This is a genomic window from Croceivirga sp. JEA036, from assembly GCF_011882165.1.
Lineage (GTDB): Bacteria > Bacteroidota > Bacteroidia > Flavobacteriales > Flavobacteriaceae > Croceivirga.
Genome location: NZ_JAATON010000008.1, coordinates 1 through 23,336 on the forward strand (window position 1 = coordinate 1; position 23,336 = coordinate 23,336).

Genomic DNA, 23,336 nt, shown 5'->3' on the forward strand with positions numbered 1-23,336 from the left:
ATATCTCGCGATACCCTTAGAACCCCAATTCCTTGACGTCAAAATGGTAATTCTCTTTACGCTGTCGTTTCTTCAATATGTCCAATGAACTTCTTTCATTCTTGCAAGAAAACCTCTCGATTTTCTCCGCCGCCTTATCAGCTAAGCGGCTGCAAATGTACAACTGTTTTTTAAACTGGCAAGCTTTTTTTTGAAAAAAATTTATTTTCTTTTTTCTCACCAAAAACAAGATGTAAATGAACTTTGCTGTTCCTTCAAAACTAAACTCGTAAGCTTCGTTTTTCCGGGGCTGCAAATCTACAACCGTTTTTTTAATTGGCAAGGTTTTTTTGAAACTTTTTTTTCAAGCTACCCGCTTTAAAAAACAATATGTCAATGAGCTTCTTTTCTCACCCCTTTAACAACTATACCGCTGTTTTTCGGGCTGCAAACATACTACCCTTTTCCTTTATTATCCTAACTTTTTATCGCCTTTTTTTATCCTTTTTTGGAAAGTGATTGAATATCAGGCTCTCATCACACAAAAAAAGTAATAAAATGTGTTTTAAATACCTGTACTTATAGTATTGCTACAATTATACAAGGTCTTATCTTTGCTGCCACTAGTATTATATATAAGTATAAGTAAGTATACCATGATCAAAATTACCCTGCCAGATGGTGCCATTAAGGAAGTAGCAAAAGATACTACTCCCCTAGCTATAGCTAAAAGTATAAGTGAAGGATTGGCGCGCAACGTCATCTCTGCGAAATTTAACGATACTGTTGTAGAAGTATACACTCCGTTAACTACAGATGGCACCCTTACCTTATATACATGGAATAATGATGAAGGCAAAAAAGCTTTCTGGCATTCTTCTAGCCATGTTCTTGCACAGGCGCTAGAAGAACTATATCCTGGAATTAAATTAACCATTGGACCCGCTATTGAAAATGGGTTCTATTATGATGTAGATTTTGGAGCTAATGTAATTTCTGAAAAAGATTTTCCTAAAATAGAAGCAAAGGCTTTGGAAATTGCCAGAGGTAAGCACGATTTTTCTATGCGAGAAGTATCTAAGCAAGAGGCCCTAGACTTTTACAAAAAGCAAGGAAACGAGTTTAAGGTAGAACTAATAGAAAATTTAACCGATGGAGAAATCACATTTTGTGACCACAGTAGCTTTACAGATTTATGTAGAGGAGGCCATATTCCTAACACTGGCATTATAAAAGCATTTAAAATATTAAGTGTTGCAGGTGCGTATTGGCGAGGAAATGAAAACAATCCACAATTAACTCGCGTATACGGAATCTCTTTTCCAAAGCAGAAAGACCTAAAAGAATACTTAGAGCTTTTGGAGGAAGCTAAAAAACGAGACCACCGTAAACTTGGTAAAGAATTAGGATTATTCACTTTTTCGCAAAAAGTTGGACAAGGATTACCTTTATGGTTACCGAAGGGTGCTGCCTTACGAGAACGCTTAGAGGATTTCTTAAAAAGAGCCCAGAAAAAAGCTGGCTATGAAATGGTGGTAACGCCGCACATTGGGCAAAAAGAACTGTATGTAACCTCTGGACATTATGCTAAATACGGAGAAGATAGTTTTCAACCCATAAAAACTCCGAAAGAAGACGAGGAGTTTTTATTAAAACCAATGAATTGTCCGCATCATTGCGAAGTTTACAAAAACAGCCCTTGGAGTTATAAAGACCTACCTATAAGGTACGCAGAATTTGGAACAGTTTATAGATATGAACAAAGTGGAGAATTGCATGGCCTAACAAGAGTTAGAGGTTTTACACAAGATGATGCCCATATTTTTTGTACTCCTGAACAATTAGATGAAGAGTTTAAAAACGTTATAGATTTAGTATTGTATGTGTTTGGCTCTCTAGGATTTGAAAACTTTACCGCTCAAGTCTCTGTAAGGGATTTAGAAAATCCCGACAAATACATAGGTAACGTAGATAATTGGGAAAAAGCAGAACAAGCTATCATTAGTGCTGCCAAAGAAAAAGGTTTGGATTATGTTGTAGAAAGCGGGGAAGCTGCTTTTTATGGACCCAAATTAGATTTTATGGTGAAGGATGCCTTAGGCAGACAGTGGCAACTGGGTACTATTCAGGTAGATTATAATTTACCAGAACGTTTTGACCTAACCTATAAAGGCAGTGATAACGAGTTACATAGACCTGTAATGATACATCGTGCGCCATTTGGAAGCATGGAACGTTTTATTGCTATTTTACTAGAACATACAGGTGGAAACTTTCCACTTTGGTTGATGCCACAGCAATGTATTGTATTGCCAGTTAGCGAGAAACATGAAAATTATGCTCAAAAAGTTTTGAATTCGCTTGAAAATCACGAAATTCGCGCGCTCATTGATAATAGGAACGAGACGGTAGGTAAGAAAATTCGTGAAGCAGAACTAAAAAAGATTCCTTTTATGATTATTGTTGGCGAACAAGAAGAGGCAGACAATACAATATCCGTAAGAAAACACGGCGGGGAAGATTTAGGTAGCATTAGCGTTAAAGATTTCTCCGATTTGATTAAAAAGGAAATAAATAGTACCTTAAAATCGTTTTAGAAACTAAGTTTAATTAAAATTTTTAAGTCATAGCAATAAGAAGAAGATCAAGACCGCAACCACGCAGGGAAAACAAGAACCCTCACAATATCAATGACAAAATCACTGCAAGAGAAGTACGTCTTGTTGGTGACAACGTGGAAGTCGGTGTATACCCTACACGGAAAGCAATGGAAATTGCTCGTGAACAGGAGCTAGATTTGGTAGAAATTTCTCCAAAAGCTTCTCCGCCTGTTTGTAAAATTATCGATTACAAAAAGTTTTTGTACGAACAGAAAAAAAGGGACAAAGCATTAAAAGCTAAGCAGGCAAAAGTTGTAATTAAAGAAATTCGGTTTGGTCCACAAACGGATGATCATGATTATGAATTTAAAAAACGCCATGCAGAAAAATTTTTAAAAGAAGGTGCCAAGTTAAAAGCATATGTTTTCTTTAAGGGTAGATCTATTGTCTACAAAGACCAAGGAGAAATATTGCTGTTACGTTTGGCTCAAGAATTGGAAGAATTAGGTAAGGTAGAGCAAATGCCAAAACTAGAAGGTAAACGTATGACTATGTTTATTGCTCCCAAAACTGGTAAAAAATAAGCGGGACCCTATTATATAAATAGGTTTAAATACAAAAGAGGAAAATGCCAAAGATGAAAACTAAATCCAGTGCTAAAAAGCGTTTTAAGCTTACGGGTACTGGTAAAATCAAAAGAAAGCACGCTTTTAAGAGTCACATTTTGACAAAAAAATCTAAAAAGCGTAAGCTTAAGCTTACTCATTCTACCTTGGTACACCAAAGTGATGAGAATAGCATTAAGGAACAATTACGTTTAAAATAATTGTTGCTTCGGTACATTAATTATTAACCCTGGAGTTAGGCCCAATAAAAGTCTTTTTTATAATCAAAAGAGCGCCTACTACAAAAAAATGAAAACAGTATGCCAAGATCAGTAAATTCAGTTGCTTCACGCGCAAGAAGAAAAAAAGTGATGAAGCAGGCAAAAGGTTACTTTGGACGTAGAAAGAACGTTTGGACAGTAGCCAAAAATGCGGTAGAGAAAGCAATGCTTTATGCTTACCGCGACAGAAGAAATAAAAAGAGAAATTTCCGTTCACTTTGGATTACGCGTATTAACGCTGGTGCTAGAATGCACGGTATGTCTTATTCCCAATTTATGGGTAAAGCAAAAGCCAGTGGTATTGAGTTAAACCGTAAAGTACTTGCGGATTTAGCCATGAATCACCCAGATGCATTCAAAGCTATCGTTGACAGCGTAAAATAACATTTTTAAAACTTTATCCCGCTTTTAAAACCCACCTTCTCGGTGGGTTTTTTATTGTCCTATAACTGTAATTACTAAAGTTCTACTACCTCCGTAATCTCTATGCTCACCCAAATATATTCCTTGCCAAGTCCCCAAATTTAACATTCCATCTGTTATTGGTATTTGTACAGAATTCCCTAACAGACTTGCCTTTAGATGTGCAGGCATATCGTCTGGACCTTCGTACCTGTGCTTAAAATATGGAGCATTCTCTGGAACCATTTTATTTATATGGCTTTCAAAATCTAATCTAACTGTGGGGTCTGCATTTTCATTAATAGTTATACTTGCAGACGTATGTTTAATGAAAATAGTGCACATCCCTATCTTAATATCTTTTAATAGAGGAATGGCATTAAAAATATCTTTAGTAATTAAATGAAACCCCCTTGGTTTTGGCGCTAGTTTTATTTCTTTTTGAAAACTTATCATAGACTTATTTAAACTAAATTTTACATCATTCTATCTTAACCAACTACCTTTGTAAATTAATGTTTACTTATGGACTTTTCTAGAATAAAAATGGTAGTTACTGATATGGATGGCACTTTGCTTAACTCCAATCACGAAGTTAGCCATCAGTTTTACCAAATCTTTGAAAAACTTAAAGAACGTAACATTCAATTTGTCGCCGCAAGTGGTAGGCAATACCACAGCATGGCCTCTAAACTTGAAAGCGTTAAAGATGATGTTCTTTTTATAGCAGAGAACGGAGCAATGATAAAACGCATGAACAAAACTATCATGACTACTCCATTAGCAACTAAATACATACAAACCATAATCAACAAGGTACATTCCATTGCAGATGCCCATCCAGTCCTTTGCACCGAAAATACCGCATTTGTAGGCAATACCTCTGACCAGTTCCTTACACTCTTAAAAGAATACTATAAAGAGTTTACAGTAGTAGATGACTTAAGTACAATTAAAGAAGAAATCTTAAAAATTGCGATTTACCACTTTACGGATAGTGAAAAGCATCTATATCCGCATCTACAATTTTTAGAAAATGAATTAAAAGTGAAGGTTTCTGGTGCACATTGGGTAGATGTATCTGATAGTAATGCTCATAAAGGTTTTGCTTTAGAAAAGGTAATGACACAACACGGTATTACAGCCGATGAACTTATGGTGTTTGGCGATTATAACAACGACTTAGAAATGTTACAACTTTCTAATTACAGTTATGCTATGGCCAATGCCCACCCCAATGTTAAAAAAACCGCCAAATATGAAACCTTAAGTAATGATGAAAATGGTGTGGAATTTATACTAAATCAAATAATACAGACCTAAAAGTTAATACGCATAATACAATTTAATAAGATAGAAGCGTTATAAATTAAAGTATTACCTTACAGAATTATTTGTCATTTCTGTAAATAAAAGTAAAAATAGAACTATATTTCGGCACTAAAAGCGAATAGAATTGGCGAGTTAACCTATAATTTCTTTCGTTTTACAACATTTATTATTGACAAGCATCTAGATACGTTAGTTTGCACCCTTTTAACAACCAAACATATGTACAAAGAGATTTACCTAATTGATGATGAAGAGTTAGTAAACACTATTAACACCGTTCATTTTAGAAAACTCGGTTTAGAAGACAAGGTAAAAACCTTTACAAATCCAGAATTAGCTTTAGACGATTTACGGTTTAGAGATAATAAAAATGACCGTACCCTTATACTATTGGATATAAATATGCCAGAAATGACAGGATACGAATTTTTAGAATTTATGACTCTGGAAGATTTTCCCGTTACGAATGAAGTTTTAATGGTTACCTCTTCGGAGAGGCCAGAGGATAGGGAAAAAGCGAATGAGTATGCTACATATGTAAAAGAGTTTATTACAAAACCATTGAAAATAGACCAATTAGAGGCATATTTACAAAAGTCTTTTTCGTCCTCCTCTAAAATTTAAAGGAAAATTTTTTCTAAATAAGCTTCTCTAAAGCATTAGGGCTACATGTTTATTGATTGAAGATGCGGATTAAGGCTGAAGAAAACTATATAAAGAACTTCTCTAAGCTCCTATTATTAATAGGGGCTTGTGTGCTTTTATTCTGTACGGGAAGTATTTACTTGATTAGCCTTTATTTTTCTAAAGTACATGATAATGCTAGGATAGTAAATGTATCTGGCCAACAAAGAACGTTAAGTCAACAAGTACTTAAAGAAGCCTACAAGCATCAATTAAATAATAATAATTACTGGGCTTTAGAAGAAAAGCTCTTAGTTTGGCGGCAAAACCATCAACAACTTTCTTCTGATAATTCTAATTCTAGATTAGCCAAATACAATACAAGAATTACAGACAGCATTTACGGAAGAATTAGTAAAACGCAAGATCAAATTGGTCAACTATTAGTTGACCATCCTAAATTGACCAAAGCAAACCTTGAAGAGATATCTAGGTTAGAGGCTCAATATCTTCTTGGCATGGATGCAATTGTGCAAGAATATCAAAAAGCTCATGAAAAATCTTTGGGTCAATTTAAAAAAATAGCCATAGGCATCATACTTTATTTCATTGCAGTACTTTACTTCATCCTTTTAATTTTTGTTAGACCACTTATTCAAAAACTTAGGAAAAATTTAGAAGAAAGAAATATTAGAGAATCTAGAAACCAAGCTGTAATTAACAATACAAAAGATGCTATTTGGTCCGTAGATACAGAATTAAATCTATTAACAGCTAATACTTCTTATCTAAAGAACCAAGCCGAAAAAGGTTACCATTTAAAAGAAGGCGATAATATAAAAGGTTTGCTTTTATTTGGAGACTCTTTAAAAGATTACGATGCGGTATTTAAGGGTGAGTCTCTAACCAAAAAAGTTAATCTGCCAACAGAGATGGGCTATAGAACCTTTGAACTTTATTTCTATCCCATTTATAAAGAAAAAGAAATTGTAGGCTGTTGTGTTAGACAGGCGGATATTACCCAAATACAGGAAACTTTTAAACGTTTGGAGCGCGGTAAAGAAGAGCTTAAAGAAGCGCAACAAATAGCTGATTTTGGCAACTGGTATTGGAATATTAAAGAAGATGAAATATACATTTCTGAACATTTAAATAACATTTTTGGAATACCATTGGAACGGCGAAAAAACTATTTAACCTACCCTACATTAATGAACTTGATACATCCAGATGATAGGGAAGCATATGATATTAGCCTAAAAAACAGCCTTAAAGAAAGTGTGCCACATGATATTGTTTATAGGATAGAAATTGGCGGGCAGCTCAAATTTATACATCAAAAAGGAAGAACTTTTGAGGGAAATGATGATGGGCATTTACGAATGGCCGGTACAGCACAAGATGTTACTAAAACTATTATTGCCAATCAAAAAATTGAAAATCAAAATAAAGAATTAGAAAATTTTATTTATATCCTTTCTCACAATCTTAAAAGACCTATCGCTAATATTTTAGCATTACAAGGTTTGTATGAGGAAGGAGATAATCCTATAAACGATGGCATTATAGCAAATATTAAAAGCTGTTGTGAAGCTTTAAATACAACCATTAAAGATTTAAACCTTTCATTATCATTAAAAGAAATTAGTAAAGAAGATTTTACTCCGGTAGACATTTGCGAAATTTTAGATGATATACAGGTATTGCTGAATAAGGATATTATTGAATCTAAGGCCAAGATTTATACTAAAATTACCCAAGATAAAATCATGGGTATCAAAAGCTACTTTGTAAATATATTTTACAATCTGGTCTTAAACTCCTTAAAATATCGCAATCCAGAAGTTCCGCTAATTATAAAAATAAACGTTTTTCAAAATAGAGAACAGATAGTAATCCGTATAGAAGATAATGGAATTGGAATGCGGCTAACTCCGGAGCGAAAAAAGAAAATCTTTGATATGTACGGGCGTTTAAGTGGTAAGTCTGAAGGCAAAGGACTAGGATTATATTTAGTAAAAACCCAAGTAGAAGCCATGTTTGGTAAGATAGATGTAGAAAGTGAACTAAACATAGGTACCACTATGATACTGCACTTTAAGACTGGTATAAACGAGAATATAGAAGAGGAAGACCTTAACCATGTTTACCTAGGTAATTAGGTTTTTTGCTTCTTTTTTTTAGCTGCAGGGAATAATACATTGTTTAAAATTAGTCTATACCCAGGAGAAGTAGGATGTAGTTCTAATTCTGTCTTTGGATCCCCTACCCTATGCTGATAATCTTCTGGGTCGTGCCCGCCATAAAAAGTAAAAAAACCTTTTCCTTTTACACCGTGTACATAACGTGCTTCTCCATTTAACTTACATTCTCCTAAAACCATTACTGTTGGTTTAACCTCTTTAGGTTCAAATGCAGTTGTTTGTCCCATAAAACCTTTAACTAATGTAGTATGGTTTTGTGTTAACATCGTGGGTACTGGATCCCATTTTGCAGAAAACTCCATCAAACTAAAATAATCTGACTCTTTAGGAACGTTTCTTCTTTTTCTAGTCATGTCTATGGAAGAAAACTCATATTGTAATGGGCTGCGTTCTAAGGTAAAATTGGTAAATGCAAAAGTGCGATTGTAATCTAATTTAGACTGATAATTGGCGTCAGAAGGGTCTCCATCAAACATTGGTTCACAAATATCAATACCTTTGGCTGCCAAAGCAATATCAAAACTGTCTGTAGCGGAACACATTGCAAACATGAATCCCCCACCTATTACATAAGCCCTAATTTTTTCAGCAACAGCACTCTTCTCTTCTGCTACTTTAAAATAGCCAAACTTTTTGGCTCTTTCTTCTGCCAAACGTTTCCCTTCTATATACCACGGCGCAGCGCGGTAGGCTCCGTAAAATTTTCCATATTGCCCTGTAAAATCTTCGTGATGTAGGTGAAGCCAATCATATAATGCTAATTTGTCTGTAAGCACTTCTTCGTCATAAACCGTAACGTAAGGGATTTCTGCATAGGTAAGCACCATGGTTACTGCATCATCCCAAGGTTGATTATCTTTTGGAGAGTAAACCGCAATTTTGGGCGCTTTTTCTAATACAACTGCTTCTTGATTTTGAGATGGACTGCTAATACCGTCTAATATGGATTGTGCCTCGCCATCTGTAAGAATTTCAAATGATACGCCTCTTATTTGACACTCTTTACGAATAACCTCACCATCTGGTAAAAGAAAAGAACCTCCCCTATAGTTTAACAGCCATTGTACCTTTTGTTGCTTGCTTAATATCCAATAGGTAAGGCCATATGCCTTTAAATGATTTTTTTGGCTTTCCGCATCCATAGGTAATAAAAGCATAGAACCCATTGCCGCTGGAATGGTTATCATACAAAACAGCAATACCAAATAAGCCTTTTTACTACCTTTTTTGGCATTAGAATGGAATGCCGTCGTCATCGTCTTCTGGAGCATCGTTAATAGCGCTTCCAAAGGCCTCGTCAGCACTTGGTAGACTAGACGGTGTAAATGGGTTTTCCTCATCGTCGTTCATCTTAGATTGAAACTCAAATGGAGAATCAAAGTCATCTAAGTTATCGAATTTACCTAAGTGACCAATGAACTTTAACCTAATATTTTCCAAGCCACCATTACGATGTTTTGCTACAATAAACTCTGCTTGACCTTGCGTAGGTGAGCGTTCTTCATCATCCCACTCTTCTATTTTATAATACTCTGGTCTAAAGATAAAGCTTACAATATCCGCATCTTGCTCAATAGCACCAGATTCCCTAAGGTCAGAAAGTAATGGACGTTTGCTACCACCCCTAGTTTCTACAGCTCTAGATAGCTGAGAAAGTGCAATTACTGGTACATTTAATTCTTTTGCTAAGGCTTTAAGGTTTCTAGAAATCGTTGAAATCTCTTGCTCCCTATTACCTCCTTTGGTACTACCACCAGCAGTCATTAACTGCAAGTAATCAATAATAATTAATTGAATGTCGTGCTGCGATTTTAGACGCCTAGCCTTTGCCCTTAGATCAAAAATGGATAAAGAAGGGGTATCGTCTATAAATAATGGCGCCTTTTCTAATGCTTTAACTTTTACATTAAGTTGCTCCCACTCGTGTTTTTCTAACTTACCAGTACGTAGTTTTTCTGAAGACAAACCTGTCTCTGACGAAATAAGACGTGTAATTAGCTGAACCGAAGACATCTCTAATGAAAAGAATGCCACGCCGTGATTAGAATTAACAGCTATATTACGAGCCATAGAAAGAGTCATGGCTGTTTTACCCATACCAGGACGAGCAGCTACAATAATTAAATCACTAGGTTGCCAACCCGAGGTCAGCTTATCTAATTTATCAAAACCAGAAGGGATTCCACTTAAACCTTCTTTATTGGAAATTTCTTCTATTTTCTTTTTAGCCTGAATTACCAAATTTTGAGCTGTCTCTGCAGAACGTTTTAGATTTCCTTGAGTTACCTCGTACAATTTAGCTTCAGCAGAATCTAATAAATCAAATACATCTGTAGATTCATTATAAGCCTCTTCTATAATTTGGTTTGAAATTTTAATTAGGCTACGTTGAATATATTTCTGCAGTATAATTCTAGCGTGGAACTCAATATGCGCAGAAGAAGCTACTTTTTGCGTTAATTTAATGAGGTAAAAATCGCCCCCAACCGCTTCTAGCTTTCCATCTTTCTTTAATTGCGTTGAAACGGTTAATAAGTCCACCGGTTCTGACGATTCAAACAGCATAAAGATAGCTTCAAAAATAAATCTATGCGCATCTTTATAGAAAGCGTCTGGGTGAAGTATATCAATTACTTCATCTACCCCTTTCTTATCAATCATCATAGCACCTAACACAACCTCCTCTAATTCAACGGCTTGCGGTGGTATTTTACCTTTTTCAAGGCTTATAATAGTGGATTTATCAATCTTACGACTCGGTATTGGGCTAGGTTTGTCCATAAATGCGAATGTATGCAATTAACCTTTAGTTAACTTTATAGAAGACCTATGGTATGTCCACAGGTCTTCAACAAAGTTATTGTTGATAACTTGCAAATTTGTGTTGATAACGTTAAAAAACCATTTTTTACGTTATACTAAAATGTAGTTGAAAACAGAAAGTCTAGGATTAGCCGTTGTATACTCCCATATCGGAGTATTTTTCCATTCGTTGCTTCACCAATTCTTTTGGTGATAACTTTTTAAGGTCTTCAAAATGTGAAATAATTTTGTTTCTTACGGTAGTAAATGTTTTATCTCTATCCATATGCGCACCGCCTAAGGGTTCTTTGATGATTTCATCTATCAACTTTTGGCGCTTCATATCTGTTGCGGTCAATTTTAAAGCATCTGCAGCTTGTTCTTTATACTCCCAACTTCTCCACAAAATAGATGAACAAGATTCTGGTGATATAACAGAGTACCACGTATTCTCTAGCATCAATACTTTATCTCCAACACCTATACCCAAAGCTCCACCAGAGGCTCCTTCACCAATAATAATAACAATTACCGGCACTTTAAGGCGGGTCATTTCTAAAATATTCCTTGCAATGGCTTCTCCTTGCCCACGCTCTTCTGCCTCAATACCTGGGTAAGCACCGGGAGTATCTACTAAAGAAATAACAGGTATACCAAACTTTTCTGCAGACTTCATTAAACGTAGAGCCTTTCTGTAGCCCTCTGGATTGGCCATACCAAAATTCCTATACTGTCTAGTTTTGGTATTGTATCCTTTTTGCTGACCAATAAACATAAAAGATTGGTCACCAATTTTACCTAAACCGCCAATCATAGCTTTGTCATCCTTAACTGTACGGTCTCCGTGAAGTTCCAAAAAGCTATCTCCACAAAGTGCATTGATATAATCTAAGGTATACGGCCTATTGGGGTGCCTTGACAACTGAACCCGTTGCCATGCGGTAAGATTTTTATATATATCTTTTTTAGTGTCTGCCAACTTCTTTTCTATTTGTTGACAGGTTTCTGTAACATCTACTTCACTTTCTTCCCCGATAATCATACATTTCTGCAACTGCTCTTCTAGCTCTTTAATCGGGAGTTCAAAATCCAAATATTCCATAAATAGTGTCTTGTAAGTTGGTTGGTGGCCACAAAGATATAAACTTTAATAGATTTTACATTTCCTTAAAGTGTGCTCTTTATCACCTATTTATCGTTTTGCTTTTTGTAAAAGGTAAAATCCTATGATACCAAAAATTACATTTGGAATTAATACTGCTAATAAGGGAGAAAAACCAGATTGCTCTGCCATAGTCCCAAAAATACGGTCGAAAAAAATGTAGACCATTCCCAAGGCAATTCCTATTAATAGATTTAGCCCCATTCCCCCTCTGCGTTTAACAGATGAAACTGCGACTGCTATAATGGTTAATATAAACGCCGCCACAGGTAATGACCATCGCTTATATTTAGCCAATATATACGTATTGATATTGGCCGCTCCTTTCTTGCGTTGGTCCTCTATAAATTCATTCAACTCAAATAAATTTTTAGTATCGGCTACATAAGATACTGGAGTTAAATCTTCTAATTGAAATGTGAATAAGGTATCCAGTCTTCTTTGGGTGGTAACAAATTCTTTACCATCCTTGATTTTTCTTTTGGTATAACTAGTTAAGCGGTAGGTGCTATCTTTATCTACCCAACGAATATTCGCTGCACTAATCTTATAATCTAACTGATTTTCCTTATTAAAATGCTCGTAGGTAAAGTTATACCCTATCTTTCGCTTTGGGTCAAAACTACTAACATAGATAAAATCTTGCTCGTTAAGCTGATTAAATATATTTGTGGTCTGCCGTGTCTGCCTTCCCTTTTTAAAGTACTTATATTCAAATTCATTAAAACCAATACTAGCGTTGGGTACAATGAATTGCCCCATCATAAATATTAAAATGGCTACAAAGGTGGCTCCAATAAAATAGGGTCTTAAAAACCGTTGATAAGAAATACCTGAGCTTAACATGGCAACAATTTCCGTGTTGCTTGCCAATTTAGATGTAAAAAAGATGATAGATAAAAAGAGAAGAATAGGCATTAACAAATTACCTAACACCAAACTAAAGTTGCCATAGAACACAATAACTTCTGCTAATGGCGCTTCATTATCTATAATTTTACCAATCTTTTCTGCCAAGCTTATCATAATCCCAATTGGGATAAATAATAACATAATGCCTATAAAGGTAACTAAGTAACGTTTTAAAATGTATTTATCTAAAATGGTCAGCATTACAGTCTGTTATCCATTTGTTTTACCATTCGGTTTTTCCACTCCGTAAAAGTCCCCTCCACAATTTTCTCTCTAGCAGTTCTTGTCAACCAAAGATAAAAACCTAAATTGTGAATGGTAGCTATCTGTTTTCCTAAATATTCGTTTGCCGCAAAAAGGTGACGCAAATATGCCTTAGAGTATTCTGTATCTACAAAAGTGATACCCGCTGGGTCTATTGGTGAAAAATCATCTTCCCACTTTTTGTTTTTTATATTAATGGTGCCTTGAGAGGTAAATAGCATACCGTTCCTTGCGTTACGGGTGGGCATTACACAATCAAACATATCCACACCTAAGGCAATATTTTCTAATATATTTATGGGTGTACCAACCCCCATTAAATAACGCGGTTTGTCTTCTGGTAAAATTTCGCAAACTACATCTGTCATGGCATACATTTCTTCTGCGGGTTCACCAACAGATAAGCCACCAATGGCGTTACCTAAAGCACCTGCATTTGCAATATATTCCGCAGATTGTTTACGTAAGTCTGTATAGGTAGAACCTTGTACAATAGGGAAAAGTGTTTGCTTATAATCGTACTTTTCTGGCACCTTATTTAGGTGAGTAATACACCTATCTAACCATCTATGCGTCATATGCATAGAACGTTTGGCGTAGTTATAATCACAAGGATAGGGTGTACATTCATCAAAAGCCATGATAATATCCGCACCAATGGTACGCTGTATTTCCATTACGCTTTCTGGAGAAAAAAAGTGATAAGAACCATCTATATGACTTTTAAATTTCACCCCTTCTTCTTTAATTTTTCGGTTGGCAGATAAGGAATATACTTGGTAGCCTCCACTATCGGTTAAAATATTTCTATCCCACCCCATAAATTTGTGTAGACCACCTGCTTTTTCTAATATACCAGTACCAGGTCTAAGGTATAGATGGTAGGTATTCCCTAATATAATATCTGGATTAATATCGTCTCGCAATTCTCTTTGGTGCACTCCTTTTACAGATGCAACGGTGCCCACTGGCATAAAAATAGGGGTCTGTATCTTACCGTGATCCGTGGTAATTTCTCCTGCACGGGCCTTACTGCCCAAATCCTTTTGTACTAAGGTAAACTCCAATACGTGAATTTTAGTTGGCAAATATAGCCATCTCTGTTAGAGAATACACTTAATGAAAAAATAAAGTTCTATTCCGAAACCCTTTAGTAAAATAAAATATATTGGCTTGTATTGATGCGTTAATGACGTTACTTTTGTTGGATTAAATATTAAAAATATGCCTAACACACAGGAATTGCAGGATTTGGTAGTCCAAGTAAGAAGGGACATCTTAAGAATGGTACACAAGGTTAACTCTGGTCACCCTGGTGGCTCTTTGGGCTGTACCGAATTTTTGGTTGCACTCTATAATGAGGTCATGGAACTTAAACAAGGATTTGACATGGACGGTAAAGAAGAAGATTTATTCTTTTTATCTAACGGTCATATTTCTCCTGTTTTCTACAGTGTTTTGGCAAGAAGAGGATACTTTCCTATTGAGGAATTAGGGACCTTTAGACTTATAAATTCTAGATTACAAGGGCATCCTACAACCCATGAAGGATTACCTGGTGTACGAATTGCCTCTGGATCACTAGGTCAAGGTATGTCCGTCGCCATTGGTGCTGCAGAAGCCAAAAAGCTAAACGGCGATAAGCACTTGGTTTTTAGTTTACATGGCGACGGAGAATTACAAGAAGGACAAAACTGGGAAGCTATAATGTATGCTGGTAGCAAAAATGTAGACAACCTTATTGCTACTGTAGATAGAAACGGACAACAAATTGATGGCCCTACTAGTGAAGTTATGGCCCTGGGTGATATAGGAGAAAAATTCCGAGTATTTGGTTGGGAAGTTATGACTATAGAAGATGGTAACAACCTAGAACAAGTAGTTGCAGGTTTACAAAAGGCAAAATCCTTAGCCGGTAATGGAAAACCCGTTTGTATTGTAATGAATACAATGATGGGTAACGGTGTAGATTTTATGATGCATACGCATGCTTGGCATGGTAAAGCTCCTAATGACGAGCAATTAGCAAAAGCGTTAGAGCAAAATCCAGAAACACTAGGTGATTATTAATTTTTAGAACAAAAGACAATGACAAAATATACAGATCAAGGAAAACAAGATACACGTAGTGGTTTTGGTGCCGGAATGACAGAATTAGGAAGAACTAATCCTAACGTGGTTACCCTTTGTGCAGACCTAATTGGTTCTTTAAAAATAGACACATTTATTAAAGAAAATCCAGAGCGCTTTTTTCAAGTTGGTATTGCAGAGGCTAACATGATTGGTATGTCTGCTGGTCTTACCATTGGTGGTAAAATACCTTTTGCTACTTCTTTTGCCAATTTTGCAACAGGTAGAGTTTACGATCAAATTAGACAGTCTGTAGCATATTCTGGTAAAAATGTAAAAATATGTGCTAGCCACGCAGGTGTAACGTTAGGTGAAGATGGTGCTACACACCAGATTTTAGAAGATATAGGTTTGATGAAAATGCTTCCAGGGATGACGGTTATCAACCCATGCGATTTTAATCAAACAAAAGCAGCCACCATTGCCATTGCAGCGCATGAAGGTCCTGTATACCTGCGTTTTGGAAGACCAAAAGTGGCCAACTTTACTCCAGTAGACCAAAAGTTTGAAATTGGCAAAGCCCTAATGCTTAGTGAAGGGACCGATGTAACTATACTTGCTACAGGACATTTGGTATGGGAATCTTTAATTGCAGCAGAACGCTTAGAAGCTCAAGGCATTTCTTGCGAAGTAATAAATATCCATACTATTAAACCCTTGGATGAGGAAGCCATCTTAAAATCTGTTAAAAAAACTGGCTGTGTTGTTACCGCAGAAGAGCACAATTATTTAGGAGGTTTAGGAGAAAGTGTAGCTAGAACCCTTGCTATGCAGCTACCAACACCACAAGAGTTTGTTGCTGTTAAAGACTCTTTTGGAGAAAGTGGTACTCCAGACCAATTAATGGAGAAATACGGACTTAACAATAAGGCTGTAGAAGAAGCCGTTTTAAAGGTAATTAAAAGAAAGTAGCCTTTGGTATCATCCTTGATGCCTATTTGTTACGTATTACTTTAAAACAAGACACATTATGAAAAGAACACTTATGGCAGTGGCCATTTTGCTTTGCAGTTACGCAGGCATGGCCCAAGCAGATTCTGGCTTTGGTATAAAAGCGGGTCTAAACTACAACGGCAACGGAGATTATTTTGAGTCTGTTGGGGATGCTGCGCAAGACCCAGACAAAAACGTTGGGTATCACTTAGGTTTTTGGGGTAAAATAGGTAACCGCATCTATGTACGCCCAGAACTGGTGTATTCCGCAACAAAATCTGATTACGACAATGATGAGTTTAAAATGAAAAAATTAGACTTACCGGTTTTAGTTGGTGCCAAAGTTATTGGTCCAGTGCACGTTTTTGCAGGTCCTTCTTTCCAATATATTTTAGATACAGAGTTTGAAGGTATTACAATAGACGATGTGGATAATGATTTTACGGTAGGCATGAACATTGGTGCTGGCGTTAACATCGGTAGATTAGGAGTAGATTTGCGTTATGAGAGAGGTTTTAGTGATAATGAAGCTACTTTTATCAATAATAACATTACTACATTACCTACCAGTAAAGTAGATACAAGGCCAGACCAATTAATTCTTAGTTTCAGTCTTAAATTGTAAACAAGACTTTAAAAATTAAAAAGCCCCTGAAATTCAGGGGCTTTTTTTGTGCGCAATATTTTCATCATTAGAAAGTATCCGGATCTAAATAATCTGGCAAACCGTCATTATCAGAATCTGTTAACGTAACACTTCCATCGGCATTTATTACTATTTCGTCTCGTGTTGGAGTACCATCACCATCATCATCGGTATCTCTAAAATTCGCTGTTGGTGTAATAAAATTATCAGTTTCAAACTCAGCATCCGTATTGTCATCAAACAGGTAATTATTACCATTTATATCTTCCAAAATGCTTGGTATTCCGTCTCCATCACTATCAGTATCGGCAACAAAAAGTCCCAACTCAATCTTAAACATAAGCACTGAATATGCCGGAATAGTTCCAGAAGCTGTAAAATAACCTAAGCCTGACGGCATTATTATTAAACCTTTACCACTATTTGTTATGCCTGTGGTGCCATCTTCATTGTCTAAAATCCCCTCAGCAGTACCCGCTTTTAATTGTGCAATTCCATTTCCATAACCACGGATTGTAAAAGGCAATTCTTGCCAAATAAAATTTGGAGAAGAATCAAACACTTCGCCATCCAAATACATACCCTCATACTTAATAAGCGTAGAATCTGCAATAGTTGGGTTTCCACCAGCTCCTTCTTTAGCTGTTAATACATATAAGGTATGTGGAATATCTACTTCTTCATCTCCGATACCCAATTGAGAGGAAGACACGTTAATTTGTATCCGTTCCACAAAATTTGACAAGGGTGTTTTGCCCGCTGCATCTCCTGTTAAATCTTGTATGGTGATTTCTGGATTAGCCACTCCAGACCCATCTTCAAAATCCTCATAATTATAAGTATGGGTAGCCAAGAATTCTTGTATTTCCGTATCGTTTTCTGCAGCTACCTCTGCCAAGGTACGCAACTCTACTACGGTTGGTCCGTTACCATCATCGTCATCACTACAAGAAGCTAAAACCAATACAGCGGCAAGTAATAAAAGTATCCTATTCATTTAATATGTTTTGACTTTTAGCTGCGCAAGATACGATTTTCCATTATTTTTGATCTTTGCCTTAACTAAAGTTTGAAGCGAAATGCGGATTGATAAATATTTATGGTGCACACGCTATTACAAAACCAGAAACATAGCCTCTACAGCATGTAAAAAAGGTCAAGTAAAAGTAAATGGCAATGTGGTAAAACCGTCTAGAGAAGTTTACCCTTCTGACAAAGTTAGTTTAAGAAAAAACCAAATAGATTATCAGCTATTGGTATTAGACATACCACCCAACCGTGTAGGTGCAAAATTGGTAGACATCTACCGTAAAGACACGACGCCAAAAGAAGCTTTTGAACACAATGAGTTGTTACAACACGCTAAAGACCATTACCGAAAAAAAGGAACTGGAAGACCCACAAAAAAAGACCGTAGAGATATAGATGATTATTTAGATACACCAGAAGATGCTAAATAAAGAATTTTGGGAAGGTCGTTACCAAGACGGTAATACAGGATGGGATATTGGCGCCATTTCTACACCACTAAAAACCTATATAGACCAACTTAATCATAAAGATTTAAAAATTTTAATTCCGGGAGCTGGTTACGGGCATGAGGCCATGTATTTACACCAAAACGGCTTCATTAATGTGTGGGTTATAGATATTGCAGCTCAGCCTTTAGCACATTTAGTCTCCAAAGGTTTCCCAAAAGAAAAATTACTACACACCAATTTTTTTGAACTTAAAGATTTAAAGTTCGATTTAATATTAGAGCAAACCTTTTTCTGCGCATTACATCCCAATTTAAGGGAGGACTATGTTGTACAAATGCAACAACTTTTAAAACCTACAGGTAAATTGGTTGGTTTATTTTTTGGAGTTGTATTTGAGAAAGAAGGACCTCCGTTTGGGGGAATTGAAGAGGAATATGTTAATCTTTTTAAGAAGCATTTTAATTTAAAACTTTTAGCACCCGCATATAATTCTATTAAGCCAAGAGCAGGTAAAGAGTTGTTCTTTATCTTTGAACCTTTAATTTAGCGTCCATGGACAACAAAATACTATCTCATAATCAGATAAAGCATAAAACTGAGCGTATTGCTTACCAAATTCTAGAAGCTAATATAGATGAGCCAGAAATTGTGGTAGCGGGGATTAAAGGTGGTGGTTTGGTTTTTGCTAAAAAAATAATCAAGATTCTTCAAAAAATTACAGATAGTACCATTACCCTTTGCCAAGTAACAATGGACAAAAAAAATCCACTAGAAAGTGGAGTAACAACTTCTCTGGCAGAATCGGATTATAGAGACAAATCAGTTATTTTGGTAGACGACGTTCTAAACTCTGGCTCTACCTTAATTTACGGTGTTCATCACTTTTTAAAAACCCCGCTTAAACAGTTAAAAACGGCTGTTTTAGTAAACAGAAATCATAAAAAATTTCCTGTAAAGGCAGATTACAAGGGAATATCCCTATCTACCTCTTTAAATGAACACGTAAGGGTAGAACTTAACGGCAAAAGTGATGCAGTGTATTTAGATTAACTGCAATTTTATAGCTGCTAGCACTTCTTCCAAGTTTTTACCATTGCAATTTATAACGTGATTTGCTTTTTGATAAAAGGGATTGCGTTCAAATAAATGCTTGCCAATAAATTCTGCTAATTCCTCATCTGCTTGCGAAGCTATTAGCGGTCTTTTCGCCTTTTCTGATAACAATCGTTCCGTTAAATTACCAACAGAAAGATTTAAATAAAAAGATAAGGTAGTAGCCTCTTGTACTAATTGCATATTATTTCCGTAACATGGTGTACCTCCACCGAGTGATAAGATGAAGTTTTCATCACTTTTTAAAAGCTCAGAAAGTACAGCTGTTTCTAATTTTCGAAAGTAAATTTCTCCTTTATGAGAAAAAATTTCAGAAATTTTTAAATTTTCTTTCTTTTCAATTTCTTCATCTAAATCTAAAAAAGAAAGGCCTACCTGCTTCGCAAGTTCCTTACCCACAGTAGATTTACCACTCCCCATATATCCCAAAAGGATTATCTTCATAATTTTGAATGATTTTAAAATTCATAAAAAGACAAATTTATTACTATTTCTTCTTGATTAATTAATAATACGTCTTATATTTGCACCCGCTTTAAGGCACTAAGCCAACAAAAAAGCAATGACCTGGTAGCTCAGCTGGTAGAGCATTTCACTTTTAATGAAAGGGTCCTGGGTTCGAACCCCAGCCAGGTCACAAGAAAAAACCTTCCAAGAAATTGGAAGGTTTTTTTGTTTATAAGCTTCACAATTTTATTATAATCCCAATTGAACTTGTCCTACAAAGCACAATCTGTTGTAGTTTCGCATTTGGTAAAATAATGAATACCTACAGGTGAAAGTTTTAAAAAAAATAATGCAATACATACTTATATCACTAGCAGCAATTATTGGCTTACTTGCACTAGGCACTTTATTATTTGTTTGGTTAAGTCCGCAAATGGGGCAGGCTCCTAAAGGCAAAGATTTAGAACGTATACAAACCTCTATCAACTTTAAGAACAAAAAGTTCATCAACCTCCAAAAAACAGAAATGGGAGATACTTGGGAGGCATTAAAAAAAACTCCAGAAATGTTTTCTAAAGAAGGTAAAGAGCCCACAGAGCCCCTGCCATCAGAATTTCAGCTAATTAAAAATACTGCTGCTGATAGCGCTTATGTAACATGGTATGGGCATTCTGCATTTTTACTTTCCTTAAAAGAACAGCGTGTACTCATAGACCCCATGTTTGGCACATACGCCTCTCCCCTACCTTTTGGCTCCAAAAGATATGCTTATGCCAATGAAATACCTGTTGATGCTATAATGCCTGTAGATGTGGTCTTAATTTCTCATGACCATTATGACCATCTAGATTACCCAACTATTAAAAAAATTAAAGACAAAGTAGGCGTCTTTTTAGTACCATTAGGACTGGGGTCACATTTAAAAAGTTGGGATGTTCCTAAGGAAAAAATTATTGAGCTAGACTGGTGGCAAACGCACACCTTAGACGGAATAACCTATACAGCCACACCTGCGAGACATTTTTCTGGTAGAGGGCTAACAGACCGTGATGCAACGCAATGGTCTGGATGGGCGGTTAAAACAGCTACACTTAACATATACTACAGTGGTGATAGCGGTTACGGAGACCATTTTAGGACAATAGGCCAAAAATTAGGACCATTTGATTTTGCTTTGATTGAATGTGGACAGTATAACGAAACGTGGGCGCAAATACATATGATGCCAGAAGAAAGTGTTGCTGCTAGTATAGATGTAGGCGCCAAAATTGTGTTACCAGTACATTGGGGTGCTTTTAGATTGGCACCACACGGTTGGACCGAATCTGTAGAGCGATTTACCAAAGAAGCAGATGCTAAAGGGCAAGCATATGTTACACCAACCATTGGAGAACGTTTCAACATAAATCATTTACCTAAAACTAATGCCTGGTGGCGTTAACTGTGCTATTGGGTTAGTAAAGTTAGCTTTTGCAATCATGTAGCTCTAGCATCAAAATTATCTTAGCTAAAAAAATTGCTATGATAAGAAAAGGAACCGCTGTACAATGGAAATGGGGTAATGGAACAGCAGAAGGAAAAGTGAGTGAAACCTACACGGAAGAAGTAACCAAAACTATTAACGGTAATAAGGTAACCCGTAAAGGTTCTGAAGATGACAAGGCACTTTATATTGAACAGGAAGATGGTAGTAAGGTATTAAAAAGTGAATCGGAAGTAGAACGCGTAGACTAATCTTCTATAGGCCAATTTAATGCTTTAAGTACTTTTTTTAAGGTGATAGGATGTTGCGTTCCTATAAGGTATTTGTCTCCATTGTTCATTTTAAAATAGAGCCCTTTATTGCCTTTAACATTGTAAACCGTTCCATACTTGGTCCAATACCGGATACCCCAGCCGCCTACAAAACCATATTTTAAAACTTTTGCGGTAGTAATACCATCTTTTATAAATTCTCTTTTTAAAAATGGATAGAAATGTATTATTATCTTTTTGTCTGTTACTTTGGTGCGTAACCTCATTACATAAAACAACCAAAGAATACCCGCATATAATAGACCAAACCCAATTAAGGTGGTATCAGAAGCTGGATTACTCCCATAGGGTTTACCTAGGTAAAGTTGTTGGTACAGCCCATGGCAAATGGGTAGAGCAATACCTAATAGCAATGTCCATAACCACCATTGGGTAAACCGTTGCTCTTCTTGGTAATGTATCTGTTTCATTTATAATTACACTTCATTTAAAGGTAATTATTTATTACTGATAAAATTAAAATTTATGCAGACGCAAACGGAGATTTATCGGATGGTAATTCCACTTTAGCTAATACCTTGTTTAGAGTGATTATAGCTTCTTTGTCCAAGTATACACTCTTTACACGAACCTTCGTCTCATTAGTAATTAAGGTATATTCCCCACCAAAAAGAGTAATATTATTAATATCTTTTGCTTTTATAGTTCTACTGTAGCCCATTAGCTGTGTTATTTTAAATTGAATACCATCCCAAGAAACATATGGATAGAACAAAAAATTTATTGAAAGTACTGCATAAATTACACCAGTTACCAAATATATAATGCTCGATATTTCCCAAGAATAATCATAATCCTTGTTAAACAAGGCTAATGAAATCCAGATTATTGCAAAAACCAAATTAGAATATTTGTGTTTATTGCTGTAGGGTATATTTATCATATTAAAATAGCTAACCTTATAAATATAATCTAACCACTCATTATTAACAAACGGTTAGTTATAAATATGCCAGATACACTACTGTACTTCTACTTAAACTTAAAATATGTTTAGCTATATCATTCTTAAAATTAGAAGAACCTGTAATTGCAAACAACTAGATTGCAGTACATATATACATCATCTTTATAACCACATAGTAGCAATCATACAGCTAATGCAAGCTACCATCTTTAAATTGCCATAGCACATTCACAATTTGCCATTCGCCATTTAACTTAACAATATGCATGTAATCAATCCATTCGTCTGCAACCAACTTTACGGATGCTACTTTATCATAAACATCTAAAAATACGACTTCCTTCGTTGGGTTTTCTGGAAATTTATCTCCCTTTACGTTGTAGGTTTCTGCTAATAAAACCATACCATCTTTAAACGTTTCTCTTAAGTACTCTTTATTAGCTGTCTTATTTTTCCAAAACGTTCGCTTTACCATTCTTGGGTGCGCCGAGCGTTCAAACAATTCTGGCTCTACTGTGTGCTGTGACACCAAATAATCTAGGGCTACTTGTTTAATTTCAATACTGTCTTGTTTCGTCTGTGCCTGTAAAGTTACGCTTGTACTGATTAAAATAAGGAATAGACCCAAAACATTTCTCATAGTGGTAAAATATTGTTTTCAAATGGATTAGAAGCACAAAATACTAGCTGTAAATTA

At 35.8% G+C, this 23,336-nt stretch carries 26 protein-coding genes and 1 tRNA gene; 16 read left to right on the plus strand and 11 right to left on the minus strand.

What is annotated here, in order from left to right; translation table 11 throughout:
- The first annotated feature begins 635 nt into the window (after positions 1-635).
- The 4 genes from thrS (at position 636) to rplT (ending at position 3,849) form a co-directional block, all read left to right on the plus strand.
- The gene (thrS, locus tag HCO57_RS15400) at positions 636-2,576 is read left to right on the plus strand and encodes a threonine--tRNA ligase (protein WP_167989770.1); all 1,941 of its coding nucleotides are present in this window, start codon (positions 636-638) and stop codon (positions 2,574-2,576) included.
- Positions 2,577-2,605: 29 nt separating this feature from the next.
- Positions 2,606-3,163, plus strand: a complete 558-nt coding sequence (gene infC / locus HCO57_RS15405) for a translation initiation factor IF-3 (protein ID WP_370324230.1) — start codon at positions 2,606-2,608, stop codon at positions 3,161-3,163.
- A gap of 44 nt (positions 3,164-3,207) precedes the next feature.
- On the plus strand, positions 3,208-3,405 hold the full coding sequence (gene rpmI, locus HCO57_RS15410; protein WP_010520027.1) for a 50S ribosomal protein L35: 198 nt from the start codon (positions 3,208-3,210) through the stop codon (positions 3,403-3,405).
- Positions 3,406-3,504: 99 nt separating this feature from the next.
- Positions 3,505-3,849: a 50S ribosomal protein L20 gene (gene rplT, locus HCO57_RS15415; protein WP_136952098.1), complete on the plus strand. Its 345-nt coding sequence runs from the start codon at positions 3,505-3,507 to the stop codon at positions 3,847-3,849.
- Positions 3,850-3,900: 51 nt separating this feature from the next.
- Here rplT and HCO57_RS15420 read toward each other — a convergent pair whose 3' ends face one another.
- Complete coding sequence (locus HCO57_RS15420; RefSeq protein WP_167989771.1) at positions 3,901-4,323, minus strand: secondary thiamine-phosphate synthase enzyme YjbQ; 423 nt, start codon at positions 4,321-4,323, stop codon at positions 3,901-3,903.
- A gap of 69 nt (positions 4,324-4,392) precedes the next feature.
- On the opposite strand from HCO57_RS15420, the gene HCO57_RS15425 reads away from it, so the two are divergent.
- The 3 genes from HCO57_RS15425 (at position 4,393) to HCO57_RS15435 (ending at position 7,985) form a co-directional block, all read left to right on the plus strand.
- A complete protein-coding gene (locus HCO57_RS15425; protein WP_167989772.1) occupies positions 4,393-5,190 on the plus strand; it encodes an HAD family hydrolase in 798 nt (265 codons plus the stop codon).
- 228 nt (positions 5,191-5,418) lie between these two features.
- Positions 5,419-5,823, plus strand: a complete 405-nt coding sequence (locus HCO57_RS15430; RefSeq protein WP_136952101.1) for a response regulator — start codon at positions 5,419-5,421, stop codon at positions 5,821-5,823.
- Between the two features lie 62 nt (positions 5,824-5,885).
- Positions 5,886-7,985 carry an ATP-binding protein gene (locus HCO57_RS15435; RefSeq protein WP_167989773.1) on the plus strand — a complete coding sequence of 700 codons (2,100 nt, stop codon included), beginning with the start codon at positions 5,886-5,888 and terminating at the stop codon, positions 7,983-7,985.
- On the opposite strand, the gene HCO57_RS15440 is transcribed toward HCO57_RS15435, so the two are convergent.
- The 5 genes from HCO57_RS15440 to tgt form a co-directional block, all read right to left on the minus strand.
- Entirely contained in the window at positions 7,982-9,214 is a 1,233-nt protein-coding gene (locus HCO57_RS15440) for an asparagine synthetase B (protein WP_240729849.1), read from the minus strand. The genes HCO57_RS15435 and HCO57_RS15440 overlap by 4 nt on opposite strands.
- A 46-nt stretch (positions 9,215-9,260) precedes the next feature.
- The gene (dnaB, locus tag HCO57_RS15445; RefSeq protein WP_167989774.1) at positions 9,261-10,808 is read right to left on the minus strand and encodes a replicative DNA helicase; all 1,548 of its coding nucleotides are present in this window, start codon (positions 10,806-10,808) and stop codon (positions 9,261-9,263) included.
- A gap of 169 nt (positions 10,809-10,977) precedes the next feature.
- Positions 10,978-11,931: an acetyl-CoA carboxylase carboxyltransferase subunit alpha gene (locus HCO57_RS15450; protein WP_136952104.1), complete on the minus strand. Its 954-nt coding sequence runs from the start codon at positions 11,929-11,931 to the stop codon at positions 10,978-10,980.
- A 90-nt stretch (positions 11,932-12,021) separates the two neighbouring features.
- The gene (locus HCO57_RS15455) at positions 12,022-13,104 is read right to left on the minus strand and encodes an LptF/LptG family permease (protein WP_167989775.1); all 1,083 of its coding nucleotides are present in this window, start codon (positions 13,102-13,104) and stop codon (positions 12,022-12,024) included.
- Complete coding sequence (tgt, locus tag HCO57_RS15460) at positions 13,104-14,234, minus strand: tRNA guanosine(34) transglycosylase Tgt (protein ID WP_167989776.1); 1,131 nt, start codon at positions 14,232-14,234, stop codon at positions 13,104-13,106. Before tgt ends, HCO57_RS15455 begins: the two co-directional genes overlap by 1 nt.
- Positions 14,235-14,391: 157 nt before the next feature.
- On the opposite strand from tgt, the gene HCO57_RS15465 reads away from it, so the two are divergent.
- Genes HCO57_RS15465 through HCO57_RS15475 form a run of 3 tightly spaced genes read left to right on the plus strand, consistent with a single transcriptional unit; the run spans position 14,392 to position 16,855 of the window.
- Entirely contained in the window at positions 14,392-15,237 is an 846-nt protein-coding gene (locus tag HCO57_RS15465) for a transketolase (RefSeq protein ID WP_167989777.1), read from the plus strand.
- Positions 15,238-15,255: 18 nt separating this feature from the next.
- The gene (locus HCO57_RS15470; RefSeq protein WP_167989778.1) at positions 15,256-16,209 is read left to right on the plus strand and encodes a transketolase family protein; all 954 of its coding nucleotides are present in this window, start codon (positions 15,256-15,258) and stop codon (positions 16,207-16,209) included.
- A 58-nt stretch (positions 16,210-16,267) separates the two neighbouring features.
- Complete coding sequence (locus tag HCO57_RS15475; RefSeq protein WP_167989779.1) at positions 16,268-16,855, plus strand: porin family protein; 588 nt, start codon at positions 16,268-16,270, stop codon at positions 16,853-16,855.
- 67 nt (positions 16,856-16,922) lie between these two features.
- On the opposite strand, the gene HCO57_RS15480 is transcribed toward HCO57_RS15475, so the two are convergent.
- Positions 16,923-17,873 (minus strand): FKBP-type peptidyl-prolyl cis-trans isomerase, encoded by a 951-nt coding sequence (locus HCO57_RS15480; RefSeq protein ID WP_167989780.1) that lies wholly within the window; start codon positions 17,871-17,873, stop codon positions 16,923-16,925.
- An 82-nt stretch (positions 17,874-17,955) separates the two neighbouring features.
- On the opposite strand from HCO57_RS15480, the gene HCO57_RS15485 reads away from it, so the two are divergent.
- Genes HCO57_RS15485 through HCO57_RS15495 form a run of 3 tightly spaced genes read left to right on the plus strand, consistent with a single transcriptional unit; the run spans position 17,956 to position 19,407 of the window.
- Positions 17,956-18,336 (plus strand): RNA-binding S4 domain-containing protein, encoded by a 381-nt coding sequence (locus tag HCO57_RS15485; RefSeq protein ID WP_167989781.1) that lies wholly within the window; start codon positions 17,956-17,958, stop codon positions 18,334-18,336.
- Positions 18,326-18,904 (plus strand): methyltransferase domain-containing protein, encoded by a 579-nt coding sequence (locus tag HCO57_RS15490; protein WP_167989782.1) that lies wholly within the window; start codon positions 18,326-18,328, stop codon positions 18,902-18,904. Before HCO57_RS15485 ends, HCO57_RS15490 begins: the two co-directional genes overlap by 11 nt.
- Before the next feature lie 5 nt (positions 18,905-18,909).
- Positions 18,910-19,407 carry a phosphoribosyltransferase family protein gene (locus tag HCO57_RS15495; RefSeq protein ID WP_167989783.1) on the plus strand — a complete coding sequence of 166 codons (498 nt, stop codon included), beginning with the start codon at positions 18,910-18,912 and terminating at the stop codon, positions 19,405-19,407.
- Here the strand turns inward: HCO57_RS15495 and HCO57_RS15500 are convergent.
- Positions 19,399-19,914: a shikimate kinase gene (locus HCO57_RS15500; protein WP_136952114.1), complete on the minus strand. Its 516-nt coding sequence runs from the start codon at positions 19,912-19,914 to the stop codon at positions 19,399-19,401. The two genes, HCO57_RS15495 and HCO57_RS15500, sit on opposite strands and share 9 nt — an antisense overlap.
- Before the next feature lie 120 nt (positions 19,915-20,034).
- On the opposite strand from HCO57_RS15500, the gene HCO57_RS15505 reads away from it, so the two are divergent.
- From HCO57_RS15505 to HCO57_RS15515, 3 genes are all read left to right on the plus strand, one after another.
- A tRNA-Lys gene (locus tag HCO57_RS15505) sits at positions 20,035-20,107 on the plus strand.
- Positions 20,108-20,266: 159 nt separating this feature from the next.
- On the plus strand, positions 20,267-21,358 hold the full coding sequence (locus HCO57_RS15510; protein WP_167989784.1) for an MBL fold metallo-hydrolase: 1,092 nt from the start codon (positions 20,267-20,269) through the stop codon (positions 21,356-21,358).
- An 80-nt stretch (positions 21,359-21,438) separates the two neighbouring features.
- Positions 21,439-21,651 (plus strand): DUF2945 domain-containing protein, encoded by a 213-nt coding sequence (locus HCO57_RS15515; RefSeq protein ID WP_167989785.1) that lies wholly within the window; start codon positions 21,439-21,441, stop codon positions 21,649-21,651.
- On the opposite strand, the gene HCO57_RS15520 is transcribed toward HCO57_RS15515, so the two are convergent.
- The 3 genes from HCO57_RS15520 to HCO57_RS15530 form a co-directional block, all read right to left on the minus strand.
- Positions 21,648-22,142, minus strand: a complete 495-nt coding sequence (locus tag HCO57_RS15520) for a hypothetical protein (protein ID WP_167989786.1) — start codon at positions 22,140-22,142, stop codon at positions 21,648-21,650. The two genes, HCO57_RS15515 and HCO57_RS15520, sit on opposite strands and share 4 nt — an antisense overlap.
- Positions 22,143-22,195: 53 nt before the next feature.
- The gene (locus HCO57_RS15525; protein ID WP_167989787.1) at positions 22,196-22,615 is read right to left on the minus strand and encodes a hypothetical protein; all 420 of its coding nucleotides are present in this window, start codon (positions 22,613-22,615) and stop codon (positions 22,196-22,198) included.
- A gap of 214 nt (positions 22,616-22,829) precedes the next feature.
- Positions 22,830-23,279, minus strand: coding sequence for a nuclear transport factor 2 family protein (locus HCO57_RS15530; RefSeq protein ID WP_167989788.1), 450 nt, complete (start codon positions 23,277-23,279; stop codon positions 22,830-22,832).
- Positions 23,280-23,336: the final 57 nt, after the last annotated feature.